The 17,505-nt window shown below is 55.7% G+C and carries 15 protein-coding genes; 11 read left to right on the top strand and 4 right to left on the bottom strand.

The features are described 5' to 3' along the window. The first annotated feature begins 30 nt into the window (after positions 1 to 30). The 4 genes from ACILP3_RS05845 (at position 31) to ACILP3_RS05830 (ending at position 5,716) form a co-directional block, all read left to right on the top strand. Positions 31 to 969, top strand: a complete 939-nt coding sequence (locus tag ACILP3_RS05845) for an XdhC family protein (protein ID WP_395615723.1) — start codon at positions 31 to 33, stop codon at positions 967 to 969. Next, positions 969 to 1,562 (top strand): NTP transferase domain-containing protein, encoded by a 594-nt coding sequence (locus tag ACILP3_RS05840; RefSeq protein WP_395615722.1) that lies wholly within the window; start codon positions 969 to 971, stop codon positions 1,560 to 1,562. The genes ACILP3_RS05845 and ACILP3_RS05840 overlap by 1 nt, the downstream gene beginning before the upstream one ends. Next, positions 1,559 to 3,169: a sulfotransferase gene (locus ACILP3_RS05835; protein ID WP_395615721.1), complete on the top strand. Its 1,611-nt coding sequence runs from the start codon at positions 1,559 to 1,561 to the stop codon at positions 3,167 to 3,169. The genes ACILP3_RS05840 and ACILP3_RS05835 overlap by 4 nt, the downstream gene beginning before the upstream one ends. 120 nt (positions 3,170 to 3,289) lie before the next feature. Then, positions 3,290 to 5,716 (top strand): TonB-dependent receptor, encoded by a 2,427-nt coding sequence (locus ACILP3_RS05830; RefSeq protein WP_395615720.1) that lies wholly within the window; start codon positions 3,290 to 3,292, stop codon positions 5,714 to 5,716. A 628-nt stretch (positions 5,717 to 6,344) separates the two neighbouring features. Here the strand turns inward: ACILP3_RS05830 and ACILP3_RS05825 are convergent. Together ACILP3_RS05825 and ACILP3_RS05820 are read right to left on the bottom strand one after the other, a co-directional pair. Further along, on the bottom strand, positions 6,345 to 7,964 hold the full coding sequence (locus tag ACILP3_RS05825) for a phytoene desaturase family protein (protein WP_395615719.1): 1,620 nt from the start codon (positions 7,962 to 7,964) through the stop codon (positions 6,345 to 6,347). Next, positions 7,961 to 9,136, bottom strand: coding sequence for an aromatic ring-hydroxylating dioxygenase subunit alpha (locus ACILP3_RS05820; protein WP_395615718.1), 1,176 nt, complete (start codon positions 9,134 to 9,136; stop codon positions 7,961 to 7,963). The genes ACILP3_RS05825 and ACILP3_RS05820 overlap by 4 nt, the downstream gene beginning before the upstream one ends. 36 nt (positions 9,137 to 9,172) lie before the next feature. On the opposite strand from ACILP3_RS05820, the gene ACILP3_RS05815 reads away from it, so the two are divergent. From ACILP3_RS05815 to ACILP3_RS05790, 6 genes are all read left to right on the top strand, one after another. Further along, entirely contained in the window at positions 9,173 to 9,769 is a 597-nt protein-coding gene (locus ACILP3_RS05815) for a TetR family transcriptional regulator C-terminal domain-containing protein (protein ID WP_395615717.1), read from the top strand. A 17-nt stretch (positions 9,770 to 9,786) separates the two neighbouring features. Beyond that, positions 9,787 to 10,596 (top strand): tryptophan 2,3-dioxygenase, encoded by an 810-nt coding sequence (locus ACILP3_RS05810; protein ID WP_395615716.1) that lies wholly within the window; start codon positions 9,787 to 9,789, stop codon positions 10,594 to 10,596. Positions 10,597 to 10,699: 103 nt separating this feature from the next. Next, positions 10,700 to 12,325, top strand: a complete 1,626-nt coding sequence (locus ACILP3_RS05805) for an alkaline phosphatase D family protein (RefSeq protein WP_395615715.1) — start codon at positions 10,700 to 10,702, stop codon at positions 12,323 to 12,325. An 89-nt stretch (positions 12,326 to 12,414) separates the two neighbouring features. After that, entirely contained in the window at positions 12,415 to 13,533 is a 1,119-nt protein-coding gene (locus ACILP3_RS05800; RefSeq protein ID WP_395615714.1) for an acyl-CoA dehydrogenase family protein, read from the top strand. Positions 13,534 to 13,950: 417 nt separating this feature from the next. Then, entirely contained in the window at positions 13,951 to 14,517 is a 567-nt protein-coding gene (locus tag ACILP3_RS05795) for a hypothetical protein (protein ID WP_395615713.1), read from the top strand. Positions 14,518 to 14,649: 132 nt separating this feature from the next. Then, positions 14,650 to 14,886 (top strand): hypothetical protein, encoded by a 237-nt coding sequence (locus tag ACILP3_RS05790; protein ID WP_395615712.1) that lies wholly within the window; start codon positions 14,650 to 14,652, stop codon positions 14,884 to 14,886. 33 nt (positions 14,887 to 14,919) lie between these two features. On the opposite strand, the gene ACILP3_RS05785 is transcribed toward ACILP3_RS05790, so the two are convergent. Together ACILP3_RS05785 and ACILP3_RS05780 are read right to left on the bottom strand one after the other, a co-directional pair. Beyond that, complete coding sequence (locus tag ACILP3_RS05785; protein ID WP_395615711.1) at positions 14,920 to 15,435, bottom strand: hypothetical protein; 516 nt, start codon at positions 15,433 to 15,435, stop codon at positions 14,920 to 14,922. Positions 15,436 to 15,447: 12 nt separating this feature from the next. Then, the gene (locus ACILP3_RS05780) at positions 15,448 to 15,765 is read right to left on the bottom strand and encodes a response regulator (RefSeq protein ID WP_395615710.1); all 318 of its coding nucleotides are present in this window, start codon (positions 15,763 to 15,765) and stop codon (positions 15,448 to 15,450) included. Between the two features lie 371 nt (positions 15,766 to 16,136). Here ACILP3_RS05780 and ACILP3_RS05775 point away from each other — a divergent pair, with 371 nt between their 5' ends. Then, positions 16,137 to 17,501: a peptide MFS transporter gene (locus ACILP3_RS05775; protein WP_395615709.1), complete on the top strand. Its 1,365-nt coding sequence runs from the start codon at positions 16,137 to 16,139 to the stop codon at positions 17,499 to 17,501. Positions 17,502 to 17,505 lie beyond the last annotated feature (4 nt).

The raw sequence follows: 17,505 nt of genomic DNA, 5'->3' as shown, positions 1-17,505 counted from the left end.
ACGCTTCTTTCACTTTGCTAGCGGGTAGCCATGAAAACAGGCAGTGCCAACCATGATCGCATCCTTGCCGCCGCGCGTGATTGGGCTGGCGCGCCGATGGCGATTGCGACGGTAGTTGAAACGTGGAAGTCTGCGCCTTGTCCAACGGGCACGCATATGCTGGTCCATGCCGACGGGCGGTTTGTGGGTTCAGTGTCCGGCGGCTGTGTGGAGGCTGATGTTCTGGAACGCGCGCAGATGGTGTTGGCTGGCGCGCCAGCGGTGTTGCGGCGTTACGGCGTTGCCGATGATGCGGCGTGGGACGTTGGCCTGCCTTGCGGCGGCGATATTCAGGTGCTGGTGCAACCGGTGTCGGATGAAGGATTCCCCGAAAGCCTATTTGCCGACATCGTGCGCGCGCGCAGCAGCGGAGCGACATTATCCGTTGTGACAAACCTTGCCACTGGCCGCAGTGGGGTAATGGAAGGCGCGCAGGCCGATGGCTTTATCAATGTCTATCATCCCCCCCGCCGCCTGTTGATTGTCGGCGCGGTCGAGATTGCGGCGGCATTATCGGCGATTGCGGTATCGCAAGGCATTGATGTCACCTTATGCGACCCGCGCGGACGGTTTTTGACGGCGGATCGTTTCCCCGGCGTGCGCCTTGATGACCGTTGGCCCGACGAAGCGGTCAAGGCCTTCGCGCCCGATAGCCGCAGCGCGATTGTGACCTTGAGCCATGATCCCAAAATTGATGATCCCGCTTTGATATCTGCATTGGCGAGCCCTGCCGCTTATGTGGCGGCTTTGGGCTCATCACGGTCGCATCAGGCGCGGCTGTCGCGCCTGTCTGCGGCGGGTGTCGGCGCGGAACAATGCGCGCGGATAGAGGGGCCAGCGGGCGTTGCGATCAACGCGATCAGCGCGCCGGAAATTGCGCTCTCGATTGCAGGCGGGATGATCCGCGCATTCAATCTAGGCCTGCGTTAATGGAGGCAAAGCAGGTCGCAATTGTCTTGCTTGCGGCCGGAAATGCCCGCCGTTTTGGTTCGGATAAGTTAATGGCGGATTTGGGAGGCGCGCCGCTTGGCATCTGCGCCGGGCGGACCTTGGCCGGCGTGGACGCCGCAGCGCATTTTGCGGTGTGTCAGCCCAAGGCAGACATATCGCCACATTATGCAGATTTGGGCTATAGAATTGTCGATAACCCGCGCGCAGCAGTTGGCCTGTCCGCTTCGCTGCATCTCGCGGTCGATGCGGCTGCAAAGACGCAGGCGCAAGCCTTGCTAATTGCGCTGGCCGATATGCCATTCATTGCGGCATCGCACATCCACGCGCTGATCGCGGCGTGCGATGGCGACATCATGGCATCGTTGGATGGAAATCAAGCCATGCCGCCCGCTATTTTCCCGCGCGCCACTTGGCCTTTGCTCTTGGCAACACAAGGCGATGCAGGCGCGCGACAAATCCTTGCGCGCGCGCGCAGCTTGGCCGCGCCCGCAGGCAGTTTGCGCGACATCGATACGCAAGATGATTTGGCTGCTTCAAAATCGCGGCCATTTGGCTTAGACCCAATGATATGAACCAGCCCTCCGCTCGCCCGGCGATTGAAGCCGCCTTACGCAACCCCAACCTCATGGCGGCGGCGGCGGCGTTGTTGGAAAACCGGTTGGAGGATGCAGAACCGATTTTGCGTGGCCATTTGCGCGATGCGCCAACAGATGTGGCGGCGATCCGCATGATGGCCGAACTGGCCGCGCGCGTTGGCCGGTTGAAAGACAGCGAGGCGTTGCTGCGCCGCGCATTGGAATTGACGCCCGATTTTGGCGCAGCACGGGCCAATTTGGCAACAGTGCTGTATAAACAAAACCGCTTTCCAGAGGCGTTGGAACATCTCAATGCCGTTTTGGCGGAAGGGGGCGACAACCCCGTTCAGCAAAATCTGAAAGCGGCGGCGCTTGGCCGGATTGGCGGCTATGAAGAGGCGATTGCCCTGTATCAGGAATTGACCACGCGCTTTCCCGACCATGCTAAATTATGGATGAGCTATGGCCATATGCTCAAGACCGTCGGTAATCAGAATGAAAGCGTTGCGGCCTATCGCCGCGCTTTGGCGGTCGAACCCACTTTGGGTGAAGTCTATTGGAGTCTCGCCAATTTAAAAACGGTAAGCTTCTCCGACGATGATGTTGCCGCAATGGACGCGGCTTTGGCGTCTGGCGGCCTTGGCACAGAGGATGCCTATCATCTCCATTTTGCACTGGGCAAGGCGATGGAGGAGCGTGCTGACCATGCCGCAGCATTCGCGCATTATGCAAAAGCCAATGCGTTACGCAGTGCTGAGCTGCATTATGATCCACAATCTATAAGCGACCAGGTCGATAAAATCATCACGCTGTGCACGCCTGAATTTTGGCGCGCGCGCGCCGGGCAGGGGCATGATGCGCCCGACCCGATTTTCATCCTTGGCATGCCGCGCGCGGGTTCAACGTTGATTGAACAAATTCTTGCCAGCCATTCGATGGTGGAAGGCACGATGGAATTGCCCGATATTCCGGCGATGGCGCTGCGCGAGGGGCGCGGGTCGGACTGGATTGACGCGCTGTCTGGTTTCAGCGCGCAGGACGCCGAACGGCTGGGCGCGGAGTTTATCGAACGCACTCGGATCCAGCGTAAGACCGCGAAACCCTTCTTCATCGACAAGTTGCCCAACAACTGGAATTATATCGCGTTCATTCGCCTGATCCTGCCGAATGCGAAAATCATCGACGCGCGGCGGCATCCGCTCGATTGCTGCTTTTCCAATTACCGGCAGCATTTCGCCAAGGGGCAGGCGTTTAGTTACGACCTTGCCCATATGGGGCAATATTATGCCGATTATGTGCGGTTGATGGCGCATTTTGACACGGGTGAGCCGGGTCATGTCTATCGCGTCATTCACGAAGAACTGCTGGAAAATCCAGAACGGGAAATTCGCGGGCTATTGGATTTTCTGGGCGTTCCGTTTGAAGACAATTGTCTGAATTTCCATCAGAGCACGCGCGCCGTGCGTACGGCGTCCAGCGAGCAGGTGCGGCGTCCGATCAATCGTGACGGCGTCGATCAATGGAAGCCTTATGCGGCGCATCTGGAGCCACTGAAACGCGCGCTGGGGCCGTTTTGGGAAACCTATCCTGCAACAACAACATAGTTGCTGCATTGCAACAAGGCGTACTAAAGTTTCAAATAAATGCCACAGATTGCGAAAATATATTGCGCGCCTGCGCGTTTAGGAGCCTAATTGCATCACATTCACCAAAGGGGGGTAATTGTGCGTAAACTAAATCATCGGACTAAGGTCCGCACGGCCATGGCCGCATTGCTGACATCAACTGCTTTTGGCGTTGCCGTGCCTGCAATGGCGCAGGAAGCCGCTGACGCGGATAGCAATGTCATCGTCGTCACCGCGCAGAAGCGCGAACAAAATTTGCAGGACGTGCCCATCGCGATCAACGCCATTGGTAATGAAAAGCTCGACCAATTGCAGGTCAGCGAATTGCAGGATGTTGTGAAATTCCTGCCATCGGTCACTATTCAGCAAGGCGGACCCGGCTTCGCGCAGGTCTATTTCCGTGGTGTGGCCTCTGGTGAAAACGCGAACCACTCGGCTTCGCTGCCAACGGTTGGTACGTATCTCGACGAAATGCCGATCACCACCATTCAAGGCGCGCTGGATCTGCATGCTTATGACCTTGCCCGTGTTGAGGCGCTCGCCGGACCGCAGGGCACATTATATGGTGCAAGCTCTATGGCCGGCACGTTGAAGCTGGTGACAAACGCGCCGGATCCATCGGGTTTCTACGGAAGCGCTGGCGTTGAATTGAACACTGTTGCGCATGGCGACATGGGGTCGATTTACGAAGGCTTTGTGAACGTGCCGATTGCGGAAGGTGCGGCCGCGCGTTTGGTTGGCTGGTATCGCGATGATGGCGGCTATATCGACAATATTGCGGGCAGCCGGACTTATGCCTCGTCAGGCATCAAGCAGAGCAACACCGCCTTGGTTGAGAAAAACTATAACGACGCCGAAACCTATGGTGCGCGTTTGGCACTCGGCATCGACCTTGATGACAATTGGACGATTAAGCCAACAGTGATGGGGCAGGTTCAAAATACGCAAGGTAGCTTCTCGCAGGAACGTTCAGGGCAAACCAAGGCCGAACTGCAGACCGTTCAGTATAATCCCGAAGGCAGCCGTGATAAATGGATTCAGGCGGCAATGACGATTGAAGGCACAATCGGTAACTGGGATGTGACGGCGACGGGCGGTCATTTGCGCCGCAAGACCGAAACGCAGTCGGATTATTCGGATTATGCGTATTTTTATGACGCATTGGCCGGTTACGGCAATTATTTCTACGACAATGCCGGGACGCTTGTGAACCCGAACCAATATATTCAAGGCGTTGATCGTTATAAGAAAAGCTTTGGCGAATTGCGGGTTGCAAGCCCTGCGGACGCGCCCTTGCGGTTCATTGGCGGTGTATTTGCGCAACGCCAATCGCATAACATCGAACAAAATTACATCATCGACAAAATTGCCGATTCCATCACTGTGAAGGGAACCGACAGCAATATCTGGTTGACCAAGCAACAGCGGGTTGACCGCGATTATGCGGCTTTTGGTGAATTGACCTATGATTTGACGGAGAAGCTCTCGCTCACCGGCGGCTTGCGTTATTATAAGTTCGATAACTCGTTGCAGGGCTTTTTCGGCTATGCGGCTGGATTTTCGAGCAAGACCGGCGAATCGGCCTGCCTTAACACCAATGGTACAACGCGGCGCGCCAATCCGGCGGGAACGCCTGTGCCAATCCTTGTTGATGGCAGCCCTTGCACCAATGTCGACAAATCCACGTCGGACACGGGTTTCATCCATAAGATGAACGCAACATACAAAGTCACCGACGATATTCTGGTCTATACCACATGGTCGCGCGGCTTCCGTCCGGGCGGGATCAACCGTCGCGGCACCTTGCCGCCTTATGGTTCGGACAAGCTCGACAATTATGAATTGGGCTGGAAAACCACCTTCGGTGCGTTCCGTTGGAACGGCGCGGTGTTCCAAGAAGATTGGAACAATATCCAGCTTTCTTTCTTGGGTGCGAACGGCCTGACCGAAATCCGAAATGCCGGTGTTGCCCGTATTCGTGGTGTCGAAATGGACGCTGGCTTCCGGACGGGCGGTTTCAGCCTCAACACGGGTTTCAGCTATAATGATGCGAAAAGCCAACGCGATTTCTGTAAGGTAGCCAACGCAACTTTTGATTGCACGACGGCGGGCAATGAATTGCTTGCGCCATCGGGATCGCGTCTGCCTGTGACCGCCAAGTTAAAGGGCAATGCGATTGCACGTTACGAATTCCCGGTCGCTGATTGGGATGGTCATGTGCAGTTTGCGGTCAATCACACCGGCAGCCGCCGAAGCGATTTGCGGCCCGTGCAGAATAGCATCAAGGGCAATCTGGATGCTTACACCACGGCTGACATCTCCGTTGGCGTGAAAAGTGACGCATGGAAGATTGAGGCATTTGCCACAAACTTGTTCGATACACGCGGCGTGGTGAACACCGGCGTCCAATGTATTGAAACAACCTGCGGAACGGGTGTCACGGCGTCAACACCAACGGGCGGCGCGTTTTACGATGTGCTCGTCAAACCCCGCATCATCGGGGTGAAATTCTCGCGTGATTTCTAACGATTTTTTTTGCTTTTCTTGACGCAGAAAATTTGCAAAAAGAAAAAACGATAGGTCGTTTCGAAACATACGACACATAGTTTGTCGCTAAAAGCGACAGGGGGAGGAAGCCGGATCTGAAAAGATCCGGCTTTTTTGTGCCGCTTTGGGGCAAGGCCGCGTCGATGTGTCGTTATGACGCAAGCCCCAAATAATATTATCACGCAAAGCCACAAAGACACAAAGAAGGAGATCATTCCATTTCCTTATCTTTGCGCCTTTGCGGCTTTGCGTGATAATATTATACGTTCTCAGGGTCAGGACCCATTTATTCGCTTGCGGCTCCAAGGGTCGCGTCGATGTGGCGTTATGACGCAAGCCCCAAATATTTTTATCACGCAAAGACACAAAGAAGGAGATCATTCCATTTCCTTATCTCTGCGCCTTTGTGGCTTTGCGTGATAATTTTTTACGTTCTCAGGGTCAGGACCCATTTATTCGCTTGCGGCTCCAAAGGCCGCGTCGATGTGGCGTTATGACGCAAGTCCCAAATAATATTATCACGCAAAGCCACAAAGACACAAAGAAGGAGATCATTCCATTTCCTTATCTTTGCGCCTTTGCGTGATAATATTATACGTCCTGAATCTCAGGCAAATATGCGTTTGAACACACTGCGGTCGGCCAGCACCTCTGCGGCGCAATTATGGCCGGGCGCACCGGTTACGCCGCCGCCGGGATGGCTACCCGCGCCGCACATATACAGGCCCTTTAACGGCCCGCGATACGCGCCATGGCCCAAGATCGGGCGCGCGGACCATAATTGGTCAAGGCTCATATTGCCATGCATGATGTCGCCGCTGACCAACCCAAATTTCCGCTCTAGCCCCTTGGGGCTGAGGATTTGGCGGCCCAGAACCGACGCGCGGAAGCCAGGGGCATAAGCCTCAACTGTGCTGATGATATCGTCGGCGGCCTGGCCTTCTTCGGCATCCCAGTCGCGTGGCGTGCCATCGGCATTATTGGGCAGTTCAGGCGCAAATTGTTGGCAGAACAGGCTCGCCACATGCTGTCCTGCGGGCGCAAGGCTGTCATCGACGGTCGAGGGGATAAGGATTTCCACGATAGGCTTTTGCGACCAACCATCGCGTTTCGCATCCAAAAATGCGCGGTCCATATAATCCAATGTGGGCGCGATGATGATGCCCGATTGATGGTGCTCGCCAGCTTCGGGCAAGCAGGTGAATTTGGGCAGTTCGGACAAAGCGACGTTCATCCGGAATGTGCCGCTACCGGCTTTGAAGCCCTTCACGCGGCGTTTAAATTCGGGTTTCAGGTCGGCATCGTCAAACATGCGTTCGTACAGCAGCTTTGGCCCGACGTTCGAAATCACGCGGTCGGCAACGATTTCCGCACCGCTTTCAAGGCGCACGCCCGCGACCTTTTCGCCGTCCACTAAGACGCGTGATACAGGCGATTCGAGGCTGATTTCGACGCCCAAATCGCGGCACACCTTGGCCATGATCTGCGTGATCGTGCCCATGCCGCCGATGCTGTGGCCCCACGCGCCCTTATTGCCATTCACTTCGCCAAAGACATGGTGCAGCAAGACATAAGCGCTGCCCGGCGTGTCGGGGCTGGCATAATTGCCGACGACAGCGTCAAAACCAAATGCAGCCTTTACCGCTTCGCTTTCGAACCAGCTGTCGAGGAAGCTGCGCGCCGATTTGGTGAACAGTTCCAACACATCACGCTGCTGCGACAGGTTAAGCTTCATCAGCCCGCGTCCCTGCACGGCGGCATCGATGAGGGTCTTTAGACCATCACCGACATTGGGTGGGGAACGCAATGCAAGATCGCGCAGGACGTCCGCAACACCTTCCAACATGTCATAATATTGCGGCAAGACCGCTGCATCATGCTTTGAAAAGCGGGCAAATTCTGCCTGTGTGCGTTCCAGCCCGCCACCGAGTTTCAGATAACCGCCATCTTCTTGTGGCAGGAAATTGGAAATGGGCCGCTCAATGACGCGATAGCCATGGTCGACCAGCTTCATGTCAGCGATCACCTTGGGCTGAAGCAGGCTGACGGTGTAGCTGGCGACCGAGTTGCGGAAACCGGGGTGGAACTCTTCGGTCACCGCCGCGCCGCCGACGACATCACGGCGCTCGACAATGCGAACCTTCAGGCCAGCGCGCGCGAGGTAAAAGGCGCAGACAAGGCCGTTATGGCCAGCACCAATGATGAGGGCGTCATATTTCTTGGTCATCTTTTGCTCCAACCCGATGCCGGGCGTTGTTCGAGGCGCGCCTCTGGAATGATGTTGCGGATTTGGCGGCAGAAGCTTTTCAGGCACACTTCCTTGTCGGACAGCGGGCCCATGGAAAAACTGCGGCTCGCCATGCCTTGCTGCACGCGGGTGATGAGGACAGTGTCCTCTGCATTGACTTGCCGGTTGATCCGCCAGTTCAGGTAACGCGCCGCGCGCATTTCACGGCGCCATGCGTAATCAGGGGCGTCTGGAAGGACATAGCTGATTTCACGGATGACGCAGCTATCGGGCCCTGTGGGCAGCCATTGCATGAAATCGACTTGGTCGGGATAAATGTCGAAGGCAACCGACGGCCACAGCTTGAAATAGAGCCAGCGTTTTTGATTGGCGGCGGGCAAATGGGGTACGGGCGGCAGTAAGTTTTGATAAGCGCGTTCCGACCAGTTGGACGATGGCCGGTCGACAAGGTCGCCCCACATGCGGTCGACATGCGGCTCTGCCTCAACACCATAGCTTTTGCCGAACAGGCGTGTGAGGCCGGGATGCGCGACGGGGATATGCAGGCCGTCGGAATAATTGTCGCCGACATTTTTCCAGTTCACGTCGCGCGGGCGCATGGTGACGCGGCCAAGCGCCCGTAATTCTTCAAAACAATAAGGCGCGACTTGCGCTTCATACGGGGTCATCATTTCGGCAACCGAAGGACCGCCGCTTTCCAGACGGACGAAGATAAATCCACGCCAGATTTCCATATCGACGGGCACAAGGCCCGCCTTATCCTTGTCGAGCGTCGGGTAAGAGGCGCTGTCGGGCACGCCAGTCAATCGGCCATCAAGGTCATAGGTCCATGCGTGATAGGGGCAGACCAGTTTCTTGGCGCAGCCAGCCGAGCCATCGACCAAGCGGCTGCCCCGGTGGCGGCAGACATTCGTGAATGCGCGCAAATTGTCGTCCACGCCGCGCACGACAATGACGCTTTCATTGATATAATCGAGGCTGTGCCAGTCGCCCACATGCGCGACGTCGCTGACATGGCACACCACTTGCCAAGACGGCCGGAAGATGCGGTCCACCTCCAGCGCGGCGAATTCGGGATCATCATAGGTCCACGCCGGCAGGCTCCAACCTTCCAAATGATCATGCGGTGTTTGAATGCCTGATTCGGACATCTTGCTCCCCTTGTTGTACAAGTGTATAACAGCCGCATGCAACCGCGACAAGTCTTCACCCGAAAAAGCGCCGATACACGCCGCGACGCATTAATTGCGGCCACGGCGCGTTGCCTCGCGACGCGGGGTGCACATGGGACGTCAGTGCGCGCCATTTGCCTGGAGGCGGGGGTGTCGGCCGGGTTGCTGCGGTATTATTTTGACGGAATTGATGCGTTGGTGGCCGCAACCTATCGCGCGACGGGGGCCCGCGTAGCGGCGGCGTTGCACGCTGCGGTTGATGCTATTCCCGCCGACAACCCGCGCGGCCGGTTGCTGGCCTTTGTCACCGCCAGTTTCCGCGCGCCGATTGCGGATCCGGAGCTGCTGGCCACATGGCTGGCGTTTTGGAGCCTGTCGCGCACGGTGCCGGCCATTGGCGAAATCCATGACGAAATCTACGCTGAAAACCGGCAGGATATGGAACGGCTCATCCTTGCCTGCCCACAGGCTCCAGCGGACGCCAGATTGGCGGCAGTGGCGCTGACCGCCTTGGTCGATGGCCTATGGCTTGAACTCAGCTTAGGCAACGCGCCCTTTAGCGTCAGTGAGGCGGAGGCTTTGGCCGAAAAATGGCTGGATAGTTTCATTTGAAACATTAAAGTCGCGGCATGAATGATGCACCTGCCGACGCCGCCATTATGACCTATGCGCGCTATCTTGCGCTAGACAACTTGCTTGATTGCCAGCACCCGCAATCCGATCTGGATGATGAGATGCTGTTCATCATCATTCACCAAACCAAGGAATTATGGCTTAAGCAGATCATCCGCGAGCTTCAATTGGCCCGCGCGCAAATCCGCAATGACGCGCTCGTTCCGGCGTACAAAGCGCTTGCACGGGTAAGCCGTATTCAGGCGGTGATGACTTTAAGCTGGGACGTGTTGTCGACGATGACCCCGTCCGAATATACCCGCTTTCGCCATGTGCTTGGGCCAAGCTCTGGCTTTCAATCCGACCAGTTCCGGACTGTGGAATATCTGCTTGGGTTGAAAGCAGGGGCTTTCCTGAAATATCAGGAGGACCGGCCCCACGCACATGCGGCGATGACCGAGGCGCTTGTTAGCCCAAGCATTTGGGATGATGCGATTGCAGCATTGGCGCGCGCCGGATTTGACCTGCCGTCGGCTTTACTTGCGCGCGATTGGAGCGCGCCGCATATCTTTTCTCCCGAAGTGGAGGGGGCATTTCTGCACGTCTACCGCAACCCCGATCAATATTGGGAATTGTATCAGCTTGCCGAGAAGCTGGTCGACCTTGACGATGCGATGGCGACGTGGCGGCATAAGCATGTCCTTACTGTCGAGCGCATCATCGGGGGAAAAACGGGCACGGGCGGTACGTCCGGCGTCACTTATCTCAGCAGCACGGTCGGTAAGCGCGCGTTTCCCGAATTATGGTCGCTACGCACACAGTTGTGATGGCCTGTCACAGCGTTGCAACAGCAATCGATTAACGCCAAAGATGAAACGTTGTGACGATGCGCCGTAGGGATTGCTGGAAACGCAAAAGGGGAAGCCGATAATGTCATTTATAATCAATCGCCGCCAACTGTTGGCAACCGCTGGATTTGGTCTTGGCGGGCTGATGCTGCCGGGCGGCGCTGCGATGGCGCAGACGCTTCTTGGCCTCACCGGATTTACGCATAATGTCGCAAGCGGAGAGCCGGGGCCGGATTCGGTGCTGTTATGGACACGTTATGTGAACCCTACCGGCGGCGCATCCAAAGTGCGCGTCGAGATTTCCGAACGGCAGGATTTTATCAAAATTGCGGGCGGCGGCGAAATGGTAACAGGGCCATGGCGCGACCATACGGTCAAAATCACCGTCGATAATCTTGCGCCCGGCAAATGGCATTGGTTCCGCTTCATCGCGCCCGATGGCAGCATCTCGCCTGTTGGCCGCACCAAGACTCTGCCTGTGGGCAAGGCGGCGAAATTCAATATCGCGATATTTTCCTGTTCCAATTTGGGCTTCGGCGAATTCAACGCTTATGGCCATGCCGCCGCACGCGACGACATTGATCTGGTGCTCCACATGGGCGATTATATCTATGAATATGGCCGTGGCGGTTATGATGGCGGCGCAAAATTTGCCGCGCGCATTTTCCCGGCGGATGAAATCCTGACGCTGGCGGATTATCGTTTGCGCTATGCCAGCTATCGTTCGGACACGCAGTTGCAGGCGTTGCATGCGAACTTCCCGATGATTGCCAATACCGACGACCATGAAACCGCCAATGACAGTTGGGAAGGCGGCGCGCAGAACCACAGCGTGGATGAAGGCGATTGGAATTCCCGGCGCAACGCGGCGATGCAGGTATGGCGCGAATGGTTGCCCGTCGGTGAACAGCCGTGGAAAGAATATCCAATTGGCGATCTTGCGACTTATTACCGCACAGATACGCGCGCTGTGGCGCGGTCCAAGCCTTATGCTTATGGCGACTTTATGCGGGCGGCGGATCCGGCAAAGGCGCTTTTTGAATATCGCGACGGCGCATGGCGCGATCGGTCCATGACGATGCTGGGTAGCGAACAAGAGGCGTGGCTATCACGCGCGATTGGCCGCAGCAGTTCCACATGGGCGGTGCTGGGTTCGGGTACCAATATGGGCTATAATTCCACACCGCAGAACGCGATGGACTGGTTCCCGGCAAATGCCCCCGAACGCACCCGCAATTATGTGCGGCAAGGCATTGCCGCTGGCAAAGCGGGCTTGCCGTATAATCTGGATAATTGGGGCGGATATCCAGCGGCGCGTTCTCGGCTTTTGGCAGCAGCGCAGCGCGCGGACGCAAATTTGGTCGTTGTCAGTGGTGACAGCCACAATGGCTGGGCGTTTGACTTGCCCGAAGGCGGTAAACCAGCCGGCGTTGAATTTGGCGGCCACAGCGTGTCGTCCCCCGGCTTAGAAAGTGCAGCGCAAGGCGTTGACCCGTCAATGATTGCGCGGGGCTTGCTTGAGGGCAATACCCAGGAACTGCGCTGGGTCGATGCATCCAATCGTGGCTATATGCATTTATCGCTCACGCCGCAGGCGGCGACCAATGAATGGGTGTTTATGCAGACGGTTAAGGATGTTTCGCTCGCCACCAAGCAAAGTCATAAAATGAAAGTGCGGCCGGGGCGGAAGATATTGGAGCAAGCATAAGTCTCGCTGTTAACTGGTCAGTTAAATCGCCTTGATTTTGTGCCTCGCCTCGCGCCATAGATGCAGCATAAGCGTGAGGAGAGAATGACATGCAAATGGCCGGGCTTGGATATAGCGAAGAACAGATCGAGCTTTTGGATGTAGCCACGAGCTTTTGCCGCGATAAATCGCCCATCGACCGCGTCCGCAAGCTGATGGACAGCGATTTGGGCTATGACGCCGATGTCTGGGCCGAAATGGCCGCCTTAGGCTGGACCGCTATATCGATTCCCGAGGCACATGGCGGCGTCGGCCTGACGCTGGCTGAGGTTGTGCCGGTGGTGGAACAAATGGGCCGCCACCTGATGGCCTCGCCTTTGGTGTCATCGACCTTGGCGGCGCAAGCACTCATCTTTGGCGGCACTGAAGCACAAACGTCTGCATGGCTGCCTCGGCTTGCCGAAGGCGCAATCGGCACGCTGGCCTTGTCCGAAGCACATGGCGACTGGGACCTTCAGAACATCCTAGCGACGGCAAAGCTGGAGGGTGACAAGCTGCATCTGTCTGGCGAAAAGCTTTTCGTTGCATGGGCACAGACCGCCGATATCATCATTGCATCGGTCATGTTGGATGGCAAGCCAGCGCTGGTTTTGCTGACCGCGCAGGACGTCTCGGGTCGCCTGCGCCGTGAGGCGATTATCGATGAAACCAAACGCAGCTTTGCTCTGTCGCTCGACGGCTTGGTCGTATCGCGCGCCGCATTGCTCGAAGTCGCGCGCGCAACATCCACCTTGTCGCATATCGAACAGGCCGCCAATCTCCTACAAAGCGCGGAAATGTGCGGCGGATCGCAAAGCGTGATCGATTATACCGTCAGCTATCTGCAAACGCGCAAGCAATTTGGAAAGTTAATCGGCGAATATCAGGCGCTGAAGCACCCGATTGTCGACGCTTATGTCGAATATGAAAAGGCGCGGTCGCATGTATACAGCGCCGCCAACAGTTTCAGCGACCAAGGCGTTGGCGAAATCGCCGTGCGCATGGCCAAGGCGGCGGCGGATGCAACATATAGCTTTGCCGCCGACCGGGCGATTCAGTTTCACGGTGGTTTTGGCTTTACCCATGATTGCGATGCGGGGCTTCATCGCCGTGCGGCGATTTTTCATGCGTCGCAATTTGGGGATGCGGCATGGCAACGCGCAAAGCTTGCCCCTTTGCTGCTCGGGTGAATAAGCTTCAGGACATTTTTTGATTACGGACACGGATAGGCGTGATCAAAAGCCGTTGACGCGCCCGCGGTTGCGGCGCAAAAACGCCTTTAGCCGGTGGAGATAGGGGTCAAAAGAGCGTCGCGGGCTGATACCGACTGTAGGACAGTAAGAATTTACTGTTTTTTACAATATGCGCCTAAGCCCCAGTTTTAGCTAAGTTTTCCAAAATACTGCCATATTGGCAGTATTTGCTCTCGTTCCGGCGGCGATATGCCGTGCATTTGCACACACCCCGCGTAACAAATTGAATATGGGGTATAAGTATCGGGTCGCATCGATGCTTAGTTTCCTTCATTTTGGGATAAACGCAAAACATGGGCGGTCATTGCCGACGCATGCACCAATGTGTTCTGCGAACTGTGCGGCTGGGGGAATATGTTTGATTCACAGAGCGATATCGATGTGACCGATCACATGCACACCTTTGACGTTCCGATTAAGCTGACGCGGGCGCAATTGGAAACAATGCTGCGTACAGTAGAGGCGGATGCCAACGGCGTTAAAGTGCGGCCGAACATAGCAGGCATGGGCATAGCAGGTACGGGCACAGCACATATCGGCACAGCAGACACGGGCAATGCCCTTAATGCTCTTGCGGTGAAAAAGGCAGCGGACCTTCTCGAGATTACCAAGCGGCGATCGCGATTGGTGTCGGTTGCCAATCTTTTCGCTGACCCTGCTTGGTTCATATTGCTCGATTTGTTTGTACGCCAGCATTCCGGACTACAGACGAGTGTTTCCAGCGCATGCCATGCGTCTTTTTCCCCGGTGACAACCGCGCTGCGGCATCTTGCGGTTTTGACAGAGCGTAAAATCATCGAGCGGGAATATGACCCAGTGGATCAGCGCCGTATTTTCCTAAGGCTGACGGAAGAAGCCAGTGCCGAAATCCAGCGCACATTGTTGACCGACGATTTTCGAGATATGGCGATTGCCTCATAACCATCGGTCCCAAACTGGGCGATGCACTTCTATGCGGATATCGTGCGCGATAGGATGCCGCGATTGTTGTTATCATAATGGGACGTGCATGAATTTAGTTCACACATTTTCGCAAATCCTTATGATGTCCATATGAAGAAACTTCAGAATGTGGACGCCAAGATTTTGCATGACATTATGCAGCCGTTGAACATCATCCGGCTGTCATGTGGAAATATCCGTGCGCGAATGGAAAACGCGTCGACCGACGAGGCAGAATATCTGATCGCTAAGGTGATGCGTATCGAAGAGCAGGTGGTCCGTGCCACCGAACTTTTGCAGAATTTGGAGACGCAAGTGGACGACAATGGGGCAGCCGAAGGCGGCTAACGCGGCATCATTTCCTAGCGGGCAGGATAATGATTATTCGCTTTGCGGGTGCAATTTCCAAGCTGTTTCCAAATAACGCTGCATCGCAGTAGCGGCGATGGGCTCCAGCTCTAACAATGTGCGGCGCTTGTCCGTTGGGTCAGTCCAGCGCCGGACGAGACCGGCATCCACAAGATTATTGACATGACGCAACGCCGTGCTGAGCGGAACATGTGTAGAAGCCGACGCGCTGGAAGCCGGCACAGATTCTCCGCGCAAAGTGGCTTCCCCAATATCCAGCAATATTTCCCAAGACGGGCCCGTAAGCACTGCTGGGTCGAAAAATTTTGATCTATTATGCTGGAATTTTAACAGCATGCGCGTGAACGCCTGCAGCTCTTCTTCTGTAGGTGTCCCCTCTTGTTTTGCCAGGGGGTCGTGCAAGACGGGCGGATCAAGCCGTTTGGTCAGGGCTGTGATCTGGAACCGATAAGCCGTCGCAAAATAATGCACGGATGCCCGGCGCAATGCTTCGGCCAATTGTTCCATCGACACAGGCTTACTGAGCAAATCTATCGCTTGTTACTGCATCGCCTTGGTCGCGATCTGCAAACTCGAATGCCCCGTCAATGCTAAGGTAACAATCGGTCGATGTGGCGAGAAGCGGTTGGAAATCTCCGACAATAAAGAGATGCCATCCATGGCTGGCATTTCAAGGTCCGTTATCACAACACCGATTTCGGGCGATTCCGCGATTTGCTTTAATGCGTCGGGTGCGCTTTTGGCGGGGATCACTTTATACCCCAAATTTTCTATCGCATCGCAATATTCATCAAGACAGGCCGGATCATCGTCAACGATAAGAATGGTGCAACCCTTGGATAAATTGCCAATGGCCATGTCACTGTTTGCGTTGCTGACGTCCATCAAATTTTCTCACGCCCGAATTTGATTTCAAGATACTAACGACCTGGACCGCGATTATGCTTTGTCCCTTATTTTATCTTTAGCGTCAAACATTTGACCATCAACGCTATTTTTATAAATTAGCGTGTATAGTTGGTCCATATATGATCCTCCGCAGTGGCGCAATGGCGTGGAATGGCGCGCCGAGGAGAATATGTCCGAAAACAACTATATTTTTGATAGTGTCTTGTAGATGCTTCGCGCGCAAAGATCGCCTCCCTCATCATTCCCTTGCGCCTCTGTTCTAAGCGGGCATAGATACAGGCGCGGCTAGGGGCGCGGTGCATATCTGGGGGGGAATAAGCGTGGGTAGGATCGAACAAACCGCAATTGGCCAGCCATCTGGTCACCCCAAAGGCTTATATTATTTATCCTTTACCGAGATGTGGGAACGTTTTTCCTTTTACGGCATGTCTGCGCTGCTCACGCTGTATATGGTGAAAGAACTGCTGCTGCCGGAAAATGCGGCGCAGGTCATTGGGCTGGCCGCACTGCGCAATATGTTCGAATTTCGCGGAGCGATGAGCGACGTTGCTTTTTCGGCGATCATTTATGGTTGGTATGCCGGCCTTGTCTATTTTACCCCGATTGTCGGGGGATGGGTTGCCGACCGGATATTGGGGGCAAAGCGCACGGTAATGCTCGGCGTCATATTGATGAGCGCGGGGCATCTGGCGATGTCCTTTTATGCCAGCTTTCTGTTCGCGCTCTTGCTTCTGATCCTTGGGTCGGGATTTTTGAAGGGGAATATTTCTGCGCAGGTCGGCGCATTATACCCCAAATCGGATGAATCCATGCGGTCACGCGGCTTTACCATTTTCTCGACAGGTATTTGCATCGGCGCGGCGAGCGGGCCGCTCGTCACCGGATTGGTTGCTGCCATCTATGGCTGGCATGCTGGGTTTGCGGTTGCCGCGGCCTTGATGTTGATTGCCTTGCTCGCTTATGTCTTGGGGCAGCGCCATTTGCCCGATGATCGTCCGGTGGCACGCAAGCGCGAGAGCAATCCGCCATTAACACGCCAAGAGAAGAAACGCTTAGCGGTCCTCTTATTGGTTATTGCGCTGACGATACCTGCGGAAATCGCCTATCCGATGGTGTGGAGCATCGGCATCTTGTGGGTCGATCAATATGTGAATTTGGCGACATCGCTGGGCGAGGTGCCATCGACTTGGTTTGCATCGATGGATTCCATCGGCGCGATATTGGCGGCCCCTGCGTTGGTGATGTTTTGGGCATGGCAGGCAAAGCGCGGCAGCGAACCCAGCAGCGTGACCAAGGTCGGTATTGGGTCCGCCATCATTGCCTTTGCCGCCCTTCTTTTCGCGTATGGTAATTGGGGACAAAGCGCGCCGGACAGTGTGGACGCCGGATGGGCCATCGCCGGCTGGCTGATCATGGGGCTGGCTTGGATATATTATTGGCCAACGACTTTGGCCATCGTCAGCAGGGCCGCGCCTGCGGGCATGGGCTCTTTCCTGATGGGCGTTGCGTTCCTTTCCCCCTTTATCGGCCATGTGTTGGCGGGATGGATAGGCAGCTATTTTGACCAAATGCACCCGTCGACTTTTTGGATCATGGATTCTGCCATCGCGCTGGCAGGCGGCATTCTCATTTTGCTGTTCCGCAAACGCCTCCAAGCGGCGCTGGAATCTGATGTCACGACTTAACTGC

It is taken from the genome of Sphingorhabdus sp. (assembly GCF_044239665.1).
Lineage (GTDB): Bacteria > Pseudomonadota > Alphaproteobacteria > Sphingomonadales > Sphingomonadaceae > Sphingorhabdus_B.
Note: the sequence above shows the minus strand (reverse complement) of the source record. Positions and strands in the feature narration are given on the sequence as shown.

Coding starts and splice junctions, on each gene's coding strand:
- ACILP3_RS05845 (WP_395615723.1), top strand. CDS start 31: ATGAAAACAGGCAGTGCCAACCATGATCGCATCCTTGCCGCCGCGCGT.
- ACILP3_RS05840 (WP_395615722.1), top strand. CDS start 969: ATGGAGGCAAAGCAGGTCGCAATTGTCTTGCTTGCGGCCGGAAATGCC.
- ACILP3_RS05835 (WP_395615721.1), top strand. CDS start 1,559: ATGAACCAGCCCTCCGCTCGCCCGGCGATTGAAGCCGCCTTACGCAAC.
- ACILP3_RS05825 (WP_395615719.1), bottom strand. CDS start 7,964: ATGACCAAGAAATATGACGCCCTCATCATTGGTGCTGGCCATAACGGC.
- ACILP3_RS05820 (WP_395615718.1), bottom strand. CDS start 9,136: ATGTCCGAATCAGGCATTCAAACACCGCATGATCATTTGGAAGGTTGG.
- ACILP3_RS05815 (WP_395615717.1), top strand. CDS start 9,173: ATGCAACCGCGACAAGTCTTCACCCGAAAAAGCGCCGATACACGCCGC.
- ACILP3_RS05810 (WP_395615716.1), top strand. CDS start 9,787: ATGAATGATGCACCTGCCGACGCCGCCATTATGACCTATGCGCGCTAT.
- ACILP3_RS05805 (WP_395615715.1), top strand. CDS start 10,700: ATGTCATTTATAATCAATCGCCGCCAACTGTTGGCAACCGCTGGATTT.
- ACILP3_RS05800 (WP_395615714.1), top strand. CDS start 12,415: ATGCAAATGGCCGGGCTTGGATATAGCGAAGAACAGATCGAGCTTTTG.
- ACILP3_RS05795 (WP_395615713.1), top strand. CDS start 13,951: ATGTTTGATTCACAGAGCGATATCGATGTGACCGATCACATGCACACC.
- ACILP3_RS05790 (WP_395615712.1), top strand. CDS start 14,650: ATGAAGAAACTTCAGAATGTGGACGCCAAGATTTTGCATGACATTATG.
- ACILP3_RS05780 (WP_395615710.1), bottom strand. CDS start 15,765: ATGGCCATTGGCAATTTATCCAAGGGTTGCACCATTCTTATCGTTGAC.